Raw genomic sequence first — 17,596 nt, 5'->3', positions numbered from 1 at the left:
CGTTCACATGCAAGGGCTGAGCAGCCTGGGCGCGTTGGCCAGCCACTGCCTGAACTCCTGTGGCGGCATCGCTTTCGCAAAGTACCAGCCCTGACAATACCGGACCCCGCGTTTTCGCAGCCAGTTAACCTGGTCCGCCGTTTCGACGCCTTCGGCAACGGTCTTTAAGCCCAGGCTGCGGGCGATTTCAATAATATGCTCGGCGATCGTGTAGCTGGTGCTATTGGTGGTGAGCGTATCGATAAACGATTTATCGATCTTCAGGATATCCACGTTAAGCGAGTGGAGATTATGCAGATTGGAATAGCCGGTACCGAAGTCATCAATAGCAATTTCATATCCGGCTGCGCGGAATGCCTGGATGACCGGCATCGTTTTCTGCACGTCAATAAATCCGCGCTCGGTGACTTCAATTTTAATTTGATCGATATTCACCGCGGAGCTCCGCGCCTTTTCACCGATTTGGGCAATGAGCCGCGAAGAGTGGAAATCAGTGGCCGACAGGTTAATCGCAATATACAGATGCGGATGCCCGGCCAAAAATTCCCCGAGTTCGGAAAATAACTCATCCACCACGTAATCGGTGACCTGCGCAATCATCCCTTCATTTTCCGCCAGTGGAATAAACTCCGCCGGCGTCATCACCGGCCCGTCAAATCCCGGCCAACGCAGCAGCGCTTCGGCTCCGACGCAGCGGTTATTTTCGATATCAATAATCGGCTGATAATGCAGACACAGCTGACGCCGATTGAGCGCGCGTTGCAACATATTGCGCGGTGAATGGTATTGCTGCCGGGTGCGCAACCACACCAGTAAGATCAAAATGCTGCAAATCCCCCCCAGCGGGAGGGTGAGCGTCACCTGATCATAAAAGCTCTGGTAATAACTGGCGTACGAGGTAGACATAATCACGGCGATCGGGCGGATGGCGGAATGAGCCACGGTGTACACCCGGTTACCCTGGCGAAAAAAGGCATCTTCCTGACGAATCAGGCCATGCAGTACCGCGGGGTCGGCATTTCTACTGGTGGAAAAAAACTGATTCGTTTTTGTATCGTACAAACCGTAGGATAAATCTTTATCACTCGATATTAACGAACTGTAGGAGAGTGGATTAATCACCGCAATGTAGTGCCCTCGCTGCATATAGTTCATCGCAAAGCCGGGATAGAAAGGCGTATCGCGGTAATAGTAGATAGCGATATCCGGCTTTTTGGTATAATTCGCCGACGGAATACGCCATGCGCTATCGGGGCGGACCGCAGTCGAGCAAAACAAACGGGGACCGTCGGCATAAATTAAATCGTCAACATAAAGCAGGCTGCGAACAATCGACAACATATATTGCTGATGTCCGGCAGAGCACATTTCCCCTTTAAACTGCAAGGCTTTTTCACGCGCCCGATCGGCTTCATAAACCACCATTTCCGTTTTCTGCAGCGCCAGCTGTGAAAATGCGCGGAGCCGATCGGAGGTTTCGGCTTTGGCTCTGATTTGCGCAAACCACAGTGCCAGCACGACGGGGAGCAGAATCACCAGCGTCACTCCCAATATTCTCAACGCGTTGCGCAATGTGCGACGATTCATTTCCGTTTTTTATCCATGCGATATGCCTTATCACGGTAAAAGATCACACTCGTTGTTATACAACAGAGACTATTTTCAGCAACCGGTCGTTTGATGTAAAAACCCCATCCTCAATAATGATGAATAATACTAATTTCGCAGAAAATCGAGAAACACTCTCGGTATTCTAAAAACAGAGTCGTTATCTAATTCGGTTTATCCGTACGATCGACAAGAATAAGTAATAAAAGCCGCAGATAACGAGCTCAAAAAAAGCAATCAGACGCCGGGAAGAGCAGTTTGCCCGTTTGACGTGGTGGGAAGATGCCCCCGCCCTCATTATCCACAACAAAAATACGGCTTTAAAAACCGCCAAAAACGCGCATTTGGGGCTGGTGAATAAAACAGCAAATGTGATATAGTTCACACAACTTGATGAAACAAGAACAATGTTTCATTATTCTCCTGATTGCCCGTAGATAGCCAGAGCGCCACGTCATCGTCAGTCTCGCCAGGTTGTCAAAGGCACCCGATTTTCTTTGAGGATGAGGTTGATGGCTTCCATAACTACCAGTGTCATACTTTTGCGCTGGCCGCTGGTGAGCGCGGTTCTGATGTTTTTGGCCAGTTCGATGAACATTCAGCTACGCAAAAGTGATTATGCCGGTTTAGCCGTTATTTGTAGCTGCATCGGCCTGGTGGCGGCCTGCTGGTTCGCCACCGGCTTGTTGGGGATCACGCTGCTGGATATCGCGAAAATCTGGGGCAATATCAAAGACGTCATGATCGAAGTCATGAGCCAGACGCCACCACAATGGCCAATGGTCATGACCTGATAATAAAAAAGCTTCCTACGGGAGGCTTTTTTATTTACCGGCAAACACTACTCGCAATCCTTTGATATTTTAATAAATTTATCATTATAGATAATGTATTTATTCCCAGGCTGGCGCAGCGTCGCCTGGCGAACCACATCTCCTGGCCGTAAGTACCAGGCCTCGCCCTCTTCTTCCGTTGCATCGCATCCCGGCTTGATCAGCAGTTTAAACCAGGTATTGCCGCTGTTGCTGACGCTTCCCGCCTGCCGATCGAAGGCCCATTTGAACTGCACCTGCCGCGGGCGTACCACCAGAATCGTTTCCATCACGACCACCGGATCAATACCGATTGACCCGCCGGCCGCAGTACGGCCAATGCGGTTTCGGGTGGGAATTTCGCGAAACGAAACCCGGTAATAACGTTCACGATTATCCTGCGGGCCATGATAATAAAATTTAAAGTATTCCCCTTGCCCGGCCTGCAAGGTGAGCTGACGCGGGGCAAAGAGCAGTTCGCCGTCTGCCGGACGCGAACGGACCTCGTGACCTCCCGGCCGGTCTATCCCGACGACGGAAATCTGATAGAGCCGCGCGCTCGGGTTGTTATTCAGTACCCGTTTGGCGACAAAGTTCTCTTCAGCACCCAGCGAAAAAGTTAAATTGCCGACGGAAATCGCCCGGCCCGCCATTGGCAGACCCAGAAGCAGCAACCACGCGACGGCCTGGAGCAGATTAATTAATATTGCGCCATGTCGCCTGAACATGAATCTCTCCTGAAGCACTCACTTCACCAAACCAGCCATCGTCATCTACCGTTCTCAACGAAATATTGTCGTTCATCGGTATGGAAAATTTCACCGTCGTCTTGTTCATCACGCCAATATCGCCGGAAGCATCTGTCCACGGCGTCGTCAGCCACAGCGCATCCGTCATATCACGCCAGTTGTCATCGCAGCCGGCGTCATAATTTTTGCTCGTTCCGGTCTGGGTGGTAAACGTCAGCAGCGCCGGGAAAGGCACTTTTGTCACCCCGTCTGGCGAACTGAACAAGCAATATGAACGCCCGGCGATCGACTGCGACGGGCCGGTCACTTTGATCAGGACTTCATCGGCGGCGGTTTTTCCGCTGGTGGTGACGATATAGCCAAAATCCAGTGACGGCTGTCCGGCACCGACATACCCTTCGCGCGACGGTGAACTGCTGTACTCATCGGAAATAATGCTGATACTGAAATCACGCGGTTTGATAATCAGCGAGTTGGAGGTAGAAAATTCATACCAGCCGGACTCCGGCGAGGTGGTGTTCTGGAAGCGGAAGTTAAACAGATCCTTGGTATTAATATCACTGATGCCCAGCGCCACCATCTGCTTAAAGAAGTTACTGGAAAAGAAGATGTAGACCGAATCCGAGGATTTCATCTCGTTAAACGTATAGTAGTAGGCATTGCCGCTGACCGGTTTCCAGCTGTTACCATCGAGGCTGAACTGCATATCATAGATATTCACCGCCGACGTCAGCGACGTGTTGTTAATCGCCGGGAAAATATGAATCGAGGTGTTGCTCAGGCCATTATGCTGCAACGCATAGTTGACCATCTTGCAGCTCAGACCGCTACGGGTACCAATCGTCTGGGCGCGACAGTTCGAGCTGCCCTCCCCCAGCGTCGGGATCCCATCGCTATTGATAAAGACTTCGGTCAGAGAATGGGTGTTAATCAGCTTTAAGTTTGCCGCTTTAGTATGGGTCACTTTACGCACGTACCAGGCGCCGGAGGCCTGATCTTTGCAGCGCGCCCCGCTGCTTGCATCGTAGGAGACGGAAGTCTGGCAGGCATTGATCGTCATCGACATGCTGCCACCAACCGGCATCTGCTGCAGATACTGGTAGAAAGCGTCCGACATCATGCCATGCATCCATTTTTGGCCACCGGAGGTCACCGTCGCACCGTAAAAGCCGTTTGTATCCGTGACCTGGGGCAAAATCAGACTGGTCGCCATATCGCAACCGGCGTACCAGTTGATGCAGCGCAGCCCGCTCAGGGGGTTCGACACCGGCGAGTTTTCCAGCCACATGTCAAACTTCCAGTTGGCATTCAGCCCGGTGTTATAGCCGTTATCGATATAGCCCAGACTCTGCTGGTAGATAGTGCCGCTACCGGTATATTTCAGCCCGGTCCAGCGACTGGCGCCGGTCATGCGCGGATCCAGCACGCCGCCTGGAGTGGCGAAAAAGTTATCATCGGAGTTGTTTTCCACGAAAACAAACTGCACCGCTGCCGCGTCCGGCCAGGTTGTTTTCGTTACCGCCGCCTCTGCCCGCACCGCGCACAGTGCGACAATAAACAGGCTTACCAACGGGAACCACTTAGCTTTCATGACCTTCTCCTGCCTGCTGCGCGCTGGCGTAAGTTTTCAGACCCGTGCAGACGACATCGCCGACCCACACCGCCCCGCGCGCCTGACTTATCTCAAGCCCGACTTCACAGCTTTGGTTATTGCCGTAGGTGAAATCGATGGTGGGGTATTTTTTATCCACGTCCATCACGAATCCTCCCGTGTTATCGGTACGGGTGCGGCCAATATGGTTATTGATGTGTGCATTGGCCAGCAGCGTTCCATCTTCGGCGCGGATGCGCCCGGAAACGGTCACCATCTGTTTCACTTCCGGTTCGATAACCGCCACGTTGCCCGGGTAGAGCGTCAGGCTGCTCTTGCGGTTGCTGACAATGTCGTAGCTGTCGAGGGAGTTCTTACTGTTTTGCAGCTCGACTTCGTAACGGCTGTACGGCGAGAGCGGCAGATAGTTGCGTTTGCCGGTCAGCTGGATGACCCGTCCGTTGACCCTGGCGCTCAGCTTGCCGTCATCATCGAGATCGGTGTTAAAAATCACGCCGGCGTTACCGTCGGTGCGCCCGCTGGCGGCGATATTCCGCCCCTGCCAGCCGACGCTACCGCTGGCGGTCAGGTTGGTATTCACATAGCCGTCAGCGCCGCTGTTAATATTGAGCGTACCATTGGCATAGCGGGTATCGAACTGGGCATAGCCTCCGCCGCTCAGCGTTTTGTCATCGCCGGTATCACCGGAGATCGCCCGCGAAATATTGGCCCCAAGAGTACGTACCACGCCCTCATCAAACTGTTTACGGGCGGAAAGGTTTGCCATGGTATAGCCGTTCTGGTGGGTCATACCGGCGCTGAACCAGTTTCCCAGGGGGAGTGAGAAATCGAGCGCAACATATTTCCCGGTACTGCTACTGCTACCACTGCCACCATTATTGAAGCGCTGAATACCGGCACGCAGGCCCAGCGAGCCGAAGGCCCCGCTAAAGAGAGTCTGATAATAATCCGCCGTGTAGTAATGGCTGTTGTAGCGACGGTCGTCGTTGTAGCTAATGCTAAAGGTCCCCAGCTTTGACCACAGCGGGTTCAGATTAAGGGTTCCGCCAATCGCCCGGTTGTCGGCATCGCTGCGCCGTAACCGGGCGCCAATAATGGTTTTTTCCTGGTTAACCCAGACGGTGCTAAAACCTCCGGGTAAGGTGGCGCTGATGCTGCCAATGCTGCTCCAGGAGCTATCGCTGGCCAGCATATTTTGCAGGTTGACGTTGACAGACTCCGTCAGCGGTACGGTCAGACGCGTCTCGGCGACGGCATTGCTATCATAACCGTAGCCGGTTGCCGCCCAGCTGAACGTGCCCACGGATCCGGATGTCGACGCCCCCGCCAGCCAGCTCTCTTTCGCCGGTTTGCTCTTCTTGCCGCTCTCTGACCAGCGATCCATATGAAAGCTGCCGCCCCACACCTGCCAGGCCAGCGGAGCACCCGCTCCGCGCCCGCGACTGAAAAGTTTGTTCACCCGCTGAGTGCGCTTGCTGACCACCCGGCCATTGACGATCACCTCAACATCCACATCATAAATGCCGTATGGCAGGCCTCGGGTGTCCACTTCGTGGTTACCCATTACGAAGTTCTGTACGCTCAGCAGACGTCCGTCGCGCGATAAATGCACTTCACCTGCTGCCGGCAAGAAAGCCACGATTGGCGTGACCGATTGTGAATTATCAAACACCGTTGAGCTGGCCTGGTTTCCCCAGGATGCGCCGTAGATTTTCCCGGCAGAAATGGCGGTCATCGGTCCAAGCGACTGTAAATTCCACGTATCCAGCATCCCGCCGGCAAAGCGATGCCCGGCGAAATCACGCTCATACATGGCCTTATAAATTTCGCTATCCTGATTGCTGGTTCCGGTGCCGTAGAGCGACCCGTCCAACACAATATGGTGCTCGCGCAGTGAGCTGACGCTGTTCAACGACAGATAGCTGGACGTACTGTTGCCAGCGTTACGCATCTGGTTGTTATACACGCCGAGGTTATAGTTCAGACTGCTGCTGATGCTGTTAACGCTGGACTGGCCGATATCTTCACTGCGCGAACGCAGAACGGTTCCCAGCGCCTCTCGTTTCACGACCAGTTGCAGCAGCAGCTGCCGCAGACTGAGCTGCAGCTGCGCATCGCGGGTGAGCATGATGTGTAAATCGCTGTTGAAAGGTTCATTCGCCAGTTCAGTCAGCGTTTTTCGGGTTTGTTCACTCACGCTGGCGTTGTCCCCGCGCTCTTCCAGCTGAATATGACGGACGCGAAGCGTACCGGCGTCCAGCCAAATAAACGCACTGCCAAGCCGCTGGTCATCCTGCGTCCCCGCGCTGCCTTCCAGGTGAAGAAACAGTGGGATACTCATTCCATCCTGTAGCGCCTGGCTGAAGGCCTGGGGAATCACTACGCCGCCAATTTGCTGCACCTGCTGAGGAGCGGCATTCACACTAAGCGGAAGAGTAAAAATGGCCATACCACAGGCAAGGAGCGTTTTCAGCTCAGGTGAAATCCGTCGTAAAGGCATAACCTGATTCCGTCAGCACAATTGTTATTTTACGGGAACAAACTGCTCGCCCTGCCAGAGTGCGACCCGCCCTTTTTTATCGGCAACATTCACGCGGGTGAAACGGCGCTCTTTGCCGGGCATGAGGTAATAGTTTTCTTTGCATTCTTTGCCATCTGCGGGCTTCAGGCAGGGGCCGTAAGCCAGGATACGTAGCGTGGCATTGCCGGTATTCACCAGCGTTCCATTGGCATACTGATAGCGGTAATCCGCCTTGCGTGGGGCAACGACCAGGATGGTGCCGATGCGGGCCGATGCGGTAGCCACCGCACTGCGCCTGGCACTATCGCGCTGCGCATCGCTCAACGCCTGATCGAACCAGACGATGCGGTAGTAGCGCTCTTTATTATCCGCCGGTCCTTTGTAGAAAAAACGAATGACATCGCTACTCTTCGCGGGCAGTAGCAGGCTGGCTGGTGTCAGCAGCACTTCATCCTGACTGTCCATCGGAATCACGCTGCCGCCTTCAAGCGGTGAGGAAAGGCGTTCAACATGGATATTGATTAAGCGTCCACTCTCGGTGGTGTTTTTAATCTCTTTACTGAGCACGCTGGCGTCGCTGTTCATAAATGAAGAAATATCGCCAACATCCAGTGCCAGGGCCGGCATGATGGCGCAAAAATACAGGCTGATAGCCAGAATGCGGTTTTTCATATGAATTCGGTCCGTGGAAGAAAGCAGGGGGAATCCCCCCTGCTCGTGCTACAGAGAAATCAGCTGGTCCATGTCGCGTCGAACTGGACGCTGACGTCACCGCTCCAGATCCCTTCCGGCAGCGTGCTGTAATCGGTCACTGCAGCCGTACCATCGGTGGTGCCACTGATGATAGAGAAGTTGAAACCATCCTGTGCGGTCGCGCGGCCAGCCTGGTTATAACCGTTAGACAGTGCGCTAAGGTTGCCGCCCAGAACGCCATTCGCGGTGTCGATCATGACGGTATCAGCCGATTTTTCGACGGCAACGCCGTTATAATCCACACCCACATTCAGCGTCGAACCGGAGGTATCCAGCTGGGTCAGGGTATTGGTAATCAGACGGGAGGTCAGTTTAAATGCTGTCGCAGTCGCATCCCCTTCAATTGCAACATCAAACAGACCTTTCTGAGAGTTAAAGCCTTTAATCCCTTCTGCATACTGGAAAGCCAGGCTACCCAGAGGGGTCACAACCAGTTTGCTGGTAGTGTCTTTTTTTGCCGTTGCTGACCAGGTTGCGACGGCCTGAGCCGTAACGTCTGCTGCCTGAACAGCGCCCACACAGAAAGTCGTCACAAGAGCTGCTGCTAACATTTTCAATTTCATATTCATCACCTGATAAAAATAATAGGCTTTTTATCGCCCGTGCTGTTCCATAGTTATTTATGGAGCCATTACCCTTAAGAACCTGATGTTCTTAAATGCAAAACTTGAATAAAATCGATAAAACTCAATAAATTTCCGCGAAAATAAAACGCAATAATGCTGCCAGTGATACAACATTAAATAAGGATCATGTCGGTCCCTGATGCCGGCAAGATAAAACGCATTAAGGCAAGCATGGTAATGTTGTTGTTATTTAACAAGCCGACCTTATTACTGGTATTACTTTTATGTAAACTCACCGTCTTGATACTCAGACCAAGAGTTTTAGAAATATCATTAATTAAGTTCCCAATAATCATTAATGACATAATTTTCTCTTCACGAACCGTGAGGTTTCTTTTTCTGGCTTTAAACCTCTTCAGCTTAAGGATGTTTTCAACCGTTTTAACACTCGCGTCAGCAGACAGAAAACAGATATTATTGATGTCAGAAACATCACTGACAAATTTGGCATCCGGAGCCACGATCACTTTCGCCGGACTGTTCATCAAATAATACTGATATGAACAAAGCATTTTATCTATCTGTGCAAAATGGATAATGACGTAATCTTCGGCACTCAGTACCTGGCACTGCTGGTACGCATACTCACTGTCAATGTTATCGACCCAGGTAATGTTGCAATCATCGTCAGCCATGCTGACCAGACCCTGCATATAGAAATAATTATCTGTTACGATCAATACCGCCATGATAACAGAACCTCCATTCCATTGAGTCTGTTGACCCCCATCCGTTGGCTGAGACAAACACCTATAATGAAGTTCGCCTCAGCTTTTTACTTTTCTTTTATGAAAGGTGACAAAACATCACTATTATTTTTGTTACGGTAACACCGCCACATTTCATGCACAAATAGTAAGCTTAATAAGCAAAATTTATTACTCATAAAGTTATGAAGGGCAAAAAAATCACATCTGTTGAGTATTTGTTAAAACTCAAACTATTGATAAACATAAGAATAATTAGTAAATTTAACAAATAAAAAGCAATTCAGGCAAAACCTCACCTGGGGATTAAGAGTATTCTTAGTTATGAGTGAATGTCAGGTTTACTCTTTGGTGCTAGTATCGCGGCATCAAATCCCAGATAAATGACACAGTGGTAACTATTCTCACAATAAGAAATCATATATGGCTACTATTTACGTTATAGAGAACACGCTGCGATTTAACTCAGAAGCGCATACTCTCCATTCCATAAAAAGTAATGAACGTATGGCCCTGGCAATACCATCAAGCCTTTGCTTTGATTTGTTAATAAAAAATCAAGGAAGAATCGTCACTCAGGCAGAGCTACTGCAAAATGCGTGGGGAGAAAGGGGGATGAGTGTTACGCCGAATACTCTACATCAAAATATCTCTTTGCTGCGTAAGTCTTTAAATTACTTCAATGTGAATGGAACACTGATTCAAACGATCCCTAAACGGGGTTTCATGATTGCGGATGAAGCGAATATCCGGATTGATACTCCCGGCGCCCCTGCGGAGAAGGATAATGATATTGCCACTCCAGAAATAAATCAGCTGAACAGAGTTGTGACGGAAGGAAGCGGCGCTCATCATGAAGGGAGCCAGCAACTTCACGCCGACCCACCGACAGCGCAAGACAAAGGTGACGTCCTGTCGACGAGAATCATCGAGGCCGTGAGAAAAAGAAAGACAGGATGGCTTGTCGCCGGTATTACCAGTCTGTTGATTATTCTGTTGCATATTATCTACCTTAACCCGTCAGCCACGATCGATTCACCTTTCGCGTCGTATACGCTGATCACGACGATCAATAGCTGCAAGGTTTTCAGAAATGATGATCTAAGATTTGATGAGTACTATATTAATTTTCTTAAAGAGCATAATATCACCTGCTCAAATGGACGGACTATTTATATAACGAATCATTACCCATCGAGCAGGACCTCACTGATCTCCTGTCGATACCCAATAAAATCTCATAAAAAATCATTCTGTACCTCATCTTATTACTTAAAATAACACAATATGAAAACACGAAAAATAAACAAAGTCATTGCATATACTTTCATTATTATCACGATAAGTCTTGTATTTTATTACATCAGTTCATTTGATGACGATGAGAGCATTAACTGCACATCCGCTTTTTCAATAGTTAATGACGGTGAGGAATATTCTTTCTCTGTCACTTTCTTTGCCAGCGATGGGGATGGGTTAATTACATTCACCGGTAACTCCAGAAACACAAAGGATGACATCAGCATCAGAAAATATATAACCTATGTAAAAAATAAAAATAATATTTATATTTTCAGAAGTAGCGACACGAACATTCGCTCAAATTCCACAGCGCTCCCTGATAAATTCGATGAGATTCTACCGCCGTTCTTTACGGGGATCAGAAAAGAAGATCGATTCATTATCAAAATATTAAAGATAAAACATGACTCGTGGGTATTTATGTCAACAAATACCCCCTATTTTATTTGTGAAAATACCAATGGTTAGCGCCAACTTCGTTAACACAGCGCATGGTGCTTGAAATTGCCAGGGCAACGTTTAATCGCACAATGTGGCTGATAACAGCAACCCTCTATCGTCGTGGCCCCGAAATCATAGGGGCAGGATGGTCTTTCCCTTAGGATTTCCCATTGCTCATGGCTGTAGGTTGACATATTGTAGACCTTAATATAATGATATTTTCCATTAACTAATACCTTCGAGGAATACAGTTTCATGGATTCTCCGGGAAGTAACAGAATATCGGCTTCATACCATATAATAAATTTTAAAAAGCGCAATCTCGATATACTTGAAAATGCTACACCGGAATGTGGGCAAATAATTGTGTTCTGAATTATCCATTTCATGTCGCGTCCTTGTGCTTTATGAGAAACAGCCACATAGCTAGTCATAGCAAAGATTATAATTATCCGCAAGCCCTCTCCTCGATATTGTGAGGTAAAATCACGATATTCTGCCAGTAAATTGATAAACAGTTAGTAGCGGAGTAATATAAAATACGTAGACATGAAAATATAGCGACATAATTCTACATTACGCCAGGTATAAATTTACAATCCGCGGATGATTGATGTGCCGACTACAGTTAAAGAGGACGCGACGGATTGTCATCAACCCATCGCGTTATTGATGAATAATTTACCAGGTTTTGCCAATATTAAACTGAAACTGCTCCGCTTTATCGCCATCATATTTTTTAAATGGTTCGGCCCAGGAAAAGACCAGCGGCCCCAGCGGCGACATCCACTGCACCGCAATCCCTGCCGACATACGAATATGCAGCGGATCGCCGTAGTCAGGGATCCCGGCGGCCTGCGTCTGAGCGCTATTTTGCCATGATGTACTCCATACCGTCCCCGCATCGACGAACAGCGAGGTGCGTAAACTGTCGGCATATTTATCATTAATAAACGGCGTCGGAATAATAAATTCACTATTCAGTACCGCCATGGCGTTGCCGCCCACCGCATCCGAAGAGCTTTCAACCGGGCAGTTACTGTAGCTGCTTTCAGTCCCGTTACAGCGATAATAGGCCGCTTTTGGACCAATCGTATTGGAAGAGAACCCCCGCACTGACGACGACCCTCCGGCATAGAAGTTATCGTAAAACGGAACCGAATTCCCGTTCAGGCCGCCGGCATAACCTGCTTTCAGATGCTCCATCCAGACCCAGCTTTTCCCTTCATTCAGAGGGAGATATTGCGTGGTATCCAGGGTGAGTTTGTAATAGCTGTTGTCTGATCCCGGCACGGTCACTTTACCGCTCAGGCTGCTTTTATTCCCGGAACGAGGGAAAAACCCGCGGTCGAGATTGTTATAGCTCCAGCCGAGACTGGCGAAAACGTCGTTGGCGCTATACGTCGCCCCGCTGTCGCCATCTTTGGTGACCACGTTCGGATAAATCCCTCGCGAATTAAGGTAATTCCACGTCGTCAGCTCCGGATCCATGTTCGTCAGGTAGTTATGGACGTAATCAATGCCCACATTCAGTGAGTTATTCTCACTAATCGGGAAACCAAGATTGCTCCCCAGCCCGTAGCTTTGCTGGTTATAGCTCCCGGCATCTGCATCGGCAGCATCGTAGCTGTTGTAGAAAATTTTCCCGCCGAGGCTGACGCCATCAACGGTAAAATAGGGGTCGGTTGCGCCCAGTTCAACATAGGACTGGTAGCTGTTACGGGTGCCGTTAAAACTCACGCTGTTGCCGGTGCCTAGCCAGTTATCCTGAGTGACGCCAAGCTGATAGCTGATGCCGCTGTCTGTCCCGAATCCCAGGCCCACGTTAAACGAACCGGTGTTACGTTCTTTCACTTTATACACCACGTCGACCTGATCCTGGCTCCCGGCAACCGGGGTGATTTCTTTATCCACCGTTTCAAAAAAGCCCGTACGATCCAGCCGCTCTTTCCCTTGCTGTACTTTTTCGTCGTTGAGCCACGCCCCCTCCATTTGCCGCATTTCACGACGCAAGACGGCGTCACGCGAAGTATCATTCCCGGTAAACCGGATCTGGCGCACGGAATACCGACGTCCGGCATCAACATTGATATGCAGGGTCACACTTTTGTTGGTCTCATCGATTTCCGTACGGGTATTCACCTGGGGCCAGGCATAGCCATATTTACCAAAGCGTTTTTTGATGCTGTTTTCAACGGCGGTAATGTCGGCTCCGCTGTACCATTTGCCCGACAGAGACTGCGCCAGCGCTTCTGTCTCTTGCGCATGCCCGGCCATCTCGCCGCTCACCAGCGTGCTGGTGACTTTATAGCGATCGCCTTCAGAGAGATTGACCGTCAGATACAGCGACTTTTTATCCGGCGTGATGCTGACCTGACTGGAGTTAATGGTAAAGCGCGCATAGCCACGATCGAGGTAATAACTACGCAGGGTTTCCAGGTCGGCTTCCATTTTTTGTTTCTGATATTTCTTGTCGCCAATCACGTTCCACCATGGAACATGGTCACGCAGCTGCAGCTGGTCCAGCAGAGTTTCCTCGCGGAAGGCTTTATTGCCGATAATATTAATCTGGGCAATCGTCGCGGCGATCCCTTCCTGAAAAACAAACTTTAAATCGACGCGGTTTCGCGGTAGCGGCGTGACCACAGCATGGACCTGCGCACTGTATTTCCCGACGCTATAATAGAAATCCTGTAATCCTTTTTCTATTTCACTGAGGGCATTACGATCTAACGCGCTCCCTTCTTCGACGCCGCTGGCCGCCAGATTGTCTTTCAGGGCGTCATCTTTCACCGCTTTATTCCCCGAAAAACTTAATTTGGCGATGGTCGGCCGCTCTTTAAGCTGTACCACCAGCGTCGTTCCATCGCGCAGGATCTGGACATTTTCAAAGTTACCGCTGGCATATAAAGCGCGTAGCGACTCGCTAATATCATCATTAGACACCCGTTCTCCGGTATGGATCGGCATGCTTAATAGCGCGGCCCCTACGGTAACACGCTGCAACCCCTCAAAGCGAATATCATCAATTTTGTACGTTGTTGATGCATAAAGCGTTAAGGGAGAAATTAATAACCCGGCAATGATATTTGTTTTCTTTAGCATGGACGTTTCGTCTAAGAGATATTTGGCGATAGCAGAATTCTGCTGGGATTTGCGTAAGCAACGCGCAGAATTACACTTCATTATGGCGAAACAATGGAGAAAAAATGGATGTTATTGGCTGGAGAAAAAAATAAAATTTAACGGAACTTCGTTCTAATAAGTCAGTCTGAGCAGCAACCTGACAACCGAATGAAAGCGCACAATGACTTTAAGGTATAAAACAAAAAGCCCCCTTTCTAATGGGGTGAAAGGGGGAATGATCTTGTCAGGAATGATGCTCTCTGGGATAAACCAGGAACACCGGCAATTTACCCTGAAATACCGAACTTAAAATGAAGAGATATTGAATAAATTATGCAGTAACGACCCGTAATACCCGCAAGGGTTCCGGGCGTTAATTTGTATGAATTCTTCATCTTTTCCTCAAAATAGCAGAATAGAGTATGAGAGGCTTATGGGAACATCAAAGCACATCAAGCGTTATATCGCAAAAGTAAAGTAGTGGCGCCTTACCATGGAGGGTGAGGCATTTACCTGGCCGCCTGCAGCCCTCCCGCCACACGATGGAAAGGCCCGGTCCTGGAATGAGCATGAATCATGCGTAGAAATGAGATCCAGCAGTCCGTTCTCAACGAACTGGTACGCTGGATAAAAAACAACCTCGAGAAAAAACTCACGGTCAATGCACTCAGCGTGTTTTCCGGGTATTCCGAGTGGCACCTCTTTCGTCTGTTCCGTCATCATTTTAATATGTCGCCGATGGAATATATCAGGCAACAGCGTATGTCGCTATGTCGTGATTTATTACAGATGCAACCGGCTTTCCGTATCGTCGATATTTGCATTATGGCCGGATATGAAGATATCAGTGCATTTAACCGGACATTTAAGAGGTATTATTCTCTCACCCCCACGCAGTTTCGCCAGCGTATTAATGAACAATCCGGATAATCCTTGCTGAAGTTAAAAATAAAAGGCCGGGAACAGACTTATGTTCCCGGCCAGGCAGAACAGGATCAGAAATGCGTATTTACGCTGACATAGAAGGTCCGCCCTGACTCATTATAGGTCTCCGCACCGGCACCGTATAAATAGGCGCCGGTGGTCGCGTTCCCGGTCGTTTGGGCATTTCCAGCACGGTAGTGGCGTATATCAAAGAGGTTATCCACGCCGCTGGTCAGGCTGAGATTTTTGTTCACATCCCAGGTCGCGCTCAGCCCGACGATGCTGTACGGACTCACTTCGTTCAGCTCACTACCGGATACCGCCTCGCCTTTGTAATTGAAACGCTTAGGTTTCTGCCGCCCGTACCAGGTAAAGGTGCTTTGCAACGAGAGATCGTCGCGGACCTGCCAGCCGAGCGTAGAGTTAAGGGTAAACTGCGGAATCACCGACAGGCGATCGCCGGTCGTCTTGTTCTTACTTTGCAACATCCAGGTCAGGTTATTACTCCAGTTGACCGTTTCACTCACCGGCAGGTTAAGCGAACCTTCCAGCCCCTCCACCAGCGCTTTGGGGACGTTCTCCCACTGATAAATATTCGTGGTTCCATTGCTTGCCGTACCGACAGCTGAATACCCGGACTCAATTTTATTGCGGTAGTCGTTACGGAACCAGGTTATCCCCGCCTGATAGCCTTCGTGCTTGTATTCCAGACCAATCTCTTTGTTAACGCTGGTTTCCGCCTTCAGGTCGCTATTTCCCATCAGATAACAGGCCGAACTGCTGGCGTAGCACCCCTGGCCGTTACTGTAGAGAATATAGTTGGGGTTGAGCTGATAGAGGTTCGGCGCTTTATAGGCGCGGGCAATGCCTAGCTTCAGGGTCCAGTCGTCGCTCAGTCCCTGCGACAGGTTCAGCGACGGACTCCAGTTATTACCGACGATGCTGTGATGGTCAAAACGCAGGGCCGGCGTCAGCATCGTACTATCGGTTAGCGCGATATTATCTTCGGTAAACAGCGAGAAAATTTCGGCGCTGCTGTAAGGCGTGCGGCCGGAGGTCGAAATACCGTCAATCGAGCCGTAAGAGAGTGCCTGGGTGGTCGACACGCCATCTTTCATCCGCTGCTGATTCCACTCGGTGCCCAACGTCAGGTTCTGCTCAACGCCCAGCGTAAACGGGATATTGACCTCGCTGTGCAGCAGAACGTCCGCCAGATCGATATCCGAGAATTCGCTGCTGGAGAAGATGCCCTCGGTCCCGCCGGCCAGACCTTCATTCATACGGGAGTTACGGGTATGTTCATACTGCGCATAGCTGTTGCTGGTGACACCGTTGTCCCAGCCTCCGGTCCAGGTCAGGCCGTAGGTCTGACGGTAAATTCGGTTGGTCTCTTTACCATACATGCTTTTCACGAGCGTACTGGTATTGGTGTTCTGGGTATCGCCAGCGTAGAGGTTGCCCTGGCGGCTATAGCCAGTTTCAAACTCCAGCGCCTGCATGGGAGCAAATTCCCAGCGCAGCTTACCGTGGATATCTTTGTTCACCACCCCTTCACGCCCGGCCGGATAAGATCCGGCATAGCTGCCGGTCCGCTCCGCCTCGTGGCCGGCGTTAATATCCTGGGCATCAGCCTGGGTTTTACTCAGGTTGCCCCATAAATTAAAACTCACGCTGTCCGACATCGGCCCCTCAAGGCTGAAGTTCGTCCGCTTCGTCGCCCCCTCTTTTCGGTGCTGCGGCGCGTTCATGTAGGTATTCCAGGAGCCGTGCCATTCGTTATTCACAGGCTTAGTGATGATATTCACGACGCCACCCATTGCGCCGTTGCCATAGCGCGCCGCCGCAGGGCCGCGAATCACATCAATGTGGTCGATCATCTCCGCAGGAACCCAACCGGTGTCGCCACGCGTATCGCGATCGCCGCGCCAGCCATAGCGTACCGAATTGCGACTGGTCACCGGCTTTCCATCGATCAGAATCAGCGTATTCTCTGGCCCCATACCGCGGATATCAATTTGCCGGTTATTCCCGCGCTGGCCGCTGGTCGAGTTGCCAGTCAGGTTCACCCCCGGCTGAGTGCGAATCAGTTCTGAGATATCGCGTGCCGGCGGATGTTTGCGAATTTCGTCAGCCGTGAGCGTTGATACGCCCGGCGCCTGTAAGGTCTGTCTGGCAGCAGTCACTACCATCGTCTCTTCGGTTTTGGCCGCAGCGGTATCGGCGTCCTTTGCCTCTTCCGGTTTGCTGATGTCGGCGGCCTGCGCGGGTAGCACCGCGCCCCAGATAGCCAGATGAATCAGCGCGGCCAGCGAGTAGTGTGAGTTTCGTTTCATGGAGTATGCCCTGTTTTCTTTTTTTGCTGTCGGGCGCGCCTCCTTCATCCTTAGATAAACAGCGGCAATCATTTCCATGCGA

14 protein-coding genes are annotated in these 17,596 nt (G+C 50.3%); 4 read left to right on the top strand and 10 right to left on the bottom strand.

Annotated features, from left to right (window positions below; genetic code table 11):
* Window positions 1-3: 3 nt before the first annotated feature.
* The gene (locus AC007G_RS17665; protein ID WP_142630572.1) at window positions 4-1,587 is read right to left on the bottom strand and encodes an EAL domain-containing protein; all 1,584 of its coding nucleotides are present in this window, start codon (window positions 1,585-1,587) and stop codon (window positions 4-6) included.
* 533 nt (window positions 1,588-2,120) lie between these two features.
* Here AC007G_RS17665 and AC007G_RS17660 point away from each other — a divergent pair.
* The gene (locus AC007G_RS17660) at window positions 2,121-2,402 is read left to right on the top strand and encodes a YjcB family protein (RefSeq protein ID WP_004856511.1); all 282 of its coding nucleotides are present in this window, start codon (window positions 2,121-2,123) and stop codon (window positions 2,400-2,402) included.
* A 47-nt stretch (window positions 2,403-2,449) separates the two neighbouring features.
* Here AC007G_RS17660 and AC007G_RS17655 read toward each other — a convergent pair whose 3' ends face one another.
* The 6 genes from AC007G_RS17655 to AC007G_RS17630 form a co-directional block, all read right to left on the bottom strand.
* A complete protein-coding gene (locus AC007G_RS17655) occupies window positions 2,450-3,148 on the bottom strand; it encodes a fimbrial biogenesis chaperone (protein ID WP_479466632.1) in 699 nt (232 codons plus the stop codon).
* A complete protein-coding gene (gene ecpD / locus AC007G_RS17650; RefSeq protein ID WP_032689925.1) occupies window positions 3,117-4,760 on the bottom strand; it encodes a fimbrial adhesin EcpD in 1,644 nt (547 codons plus the stop codon). The genes AC007G_RS17655 and ecpD overlap by 32 nt, the downstream gene beginning before the upstream one ends.
* Complete coding sequence (locus AC007G_RS17645; RefSeq protein WP_046853249.1) at window positions 4,750-7,281, bottom strand: fimbrial biogenesis outer membrane usher protein; 2,532 nt, start codon at window positions 7,279-7,281, stop codon at window positions 4,750-4,752. Before AC007G_RS17645 ends, ecpD begins: the two co-directional genes overlap by 11 nt.
* Window positions 7,282-7,305: 24 nt before the next feature.
* Window positions 7,306-7,974 carry an EcpB family pilus assembly chaperone gene (locus AC007G_RS17640; RefSeq protein WP_032697106.1) on the bottom strand — a complete coding sequence of 223 codons (669 nt, stop codon included), beginning with the start codon at window positions 7,972-7,974 and terminating at the stop codon, window positions 7,306-7,308.
* Between the two features lie 59 nt (window positions 7,975-8,033).
* Window positions 8,034-8,618: a common pilus major fimbrillin subunit EcpA gene (gene ecpA / locus AC007G_RS17635; RefSeq protein ID WP_032697105.1), complete on the bottom strand. Its 585-nt coding sequence runs from the start codon at window positions 8,616-8,618 to the stop codon at window positions 8,034-8,036.
* Between the two features lie 176 nt (window positions 8,619-8,794).
* A complete protein-coding gene (locus tag AC007G_RS17630) occupies window positions 8,795-9,370 on the bottom strand; it encodes a LuxR C-terminal-related transcriptional regulator (protein WP_032697103.1) in 576 nt (191 codons plus the stop codon).
* A gap of 441 nt (window positions 9,371-9,811) precedes the next feature.
* Between AC007G_RS17630 and AC007G_RS17625 the strand changes: the two genes are divergently transcribed.
* Entirely contained in the window at window positions 9,812-10,669 is an 858-nt protein-coding gene (locus AC007G_RS17625; RefSeq protein WP_479466631.1) for a winged helix-turn-helix domain-containing protein, read from the top strand.
* 6 nt (window positions 10,670-10,675) lie between these two features.
* The gene (locus AC007G_RS17620; RefSeq protein ID WP_227502936.1) at window positions 10,676-11,158 is read left to right on the top strand and encodes a hypothetical protein; all 483 of its coding nucleotides are present in this window, start codon (window positions 10,676-10,678) and stop codon (window positions 11,156-11,158) included.
* 11 nt (window positions 11,159-11,169) lie between these two features.
* Here the strand turns inward: AC007G_RS17620 and iraM are convergent, their stop codons facing one another.
* Together iraM and bamA are read right to left on the bottom strand one after the other, a co-directional pair.
* Entirely contained in the window at window positions 11,170-11,520 is a 351-nt protein-coding gene (gene iraM / locus AC007G_RS17615; RefSeq protein ID WP_072000053.1) for an anti-adapter protein IraM, read from the bottom strand.
* 292 nt (window positions 11,521-11,812) lie between these two features.
* Window positions 11,813-14,236 carry an outer membrane protein assembly factor BamA gene (bamA, locus tag AC007G_RS17610; RefSeq protein ID WP_047663771.1) on the bottom strand — a complete coding sequence of 808 codons (2,424 nt, stop codon included), beginning with the start codon at window positions 14,234-14,236 and terminating at the stop codon, window positions 11,813-11,815.
* Window positions 14,237-14,833: 597 nt separating this feature from the next.
* Between bamA and AC007G_RS17605 the strand changes: the two genes are divergently transcribed.
* Complete coding sequence (locus AC007G_RS17605; protein WP_032689930.1) at window positions 14,834-15,187, top strand: helix-turn-helix transcriptional regulator; 354 nt, start codon at window positions 14,834-14,836, stop codon at window positions 15,185-15,187.
* A gap of 65 nt (window positions 15,188-15,252) precedes the next feature.
* Here AC007G_RS17605 and AC007G_RS17600 read toward each other — a convergent pair whose 3' ends face one another.
* Window positions 15,253-17,514: a TonB-dependent siderophore receptor gene (locus AC007G_RS17600; protein ID WP_459674167.1), complete on the bottom strand. Its 2,262-nt coding sequence runs from the start codon at window positions 17,512-17,514 to the stop codon at window positions 15,253-15,255.
* Window positions 17,515-17,596: the final 82 nt, after the last annotated feature.

This window comes from Klebsiella sp. CSG-1 (assembly GCF_056521145.1).
This window is presented reverse-complemented; position numbering and strand designations above follow the sequence as displayed.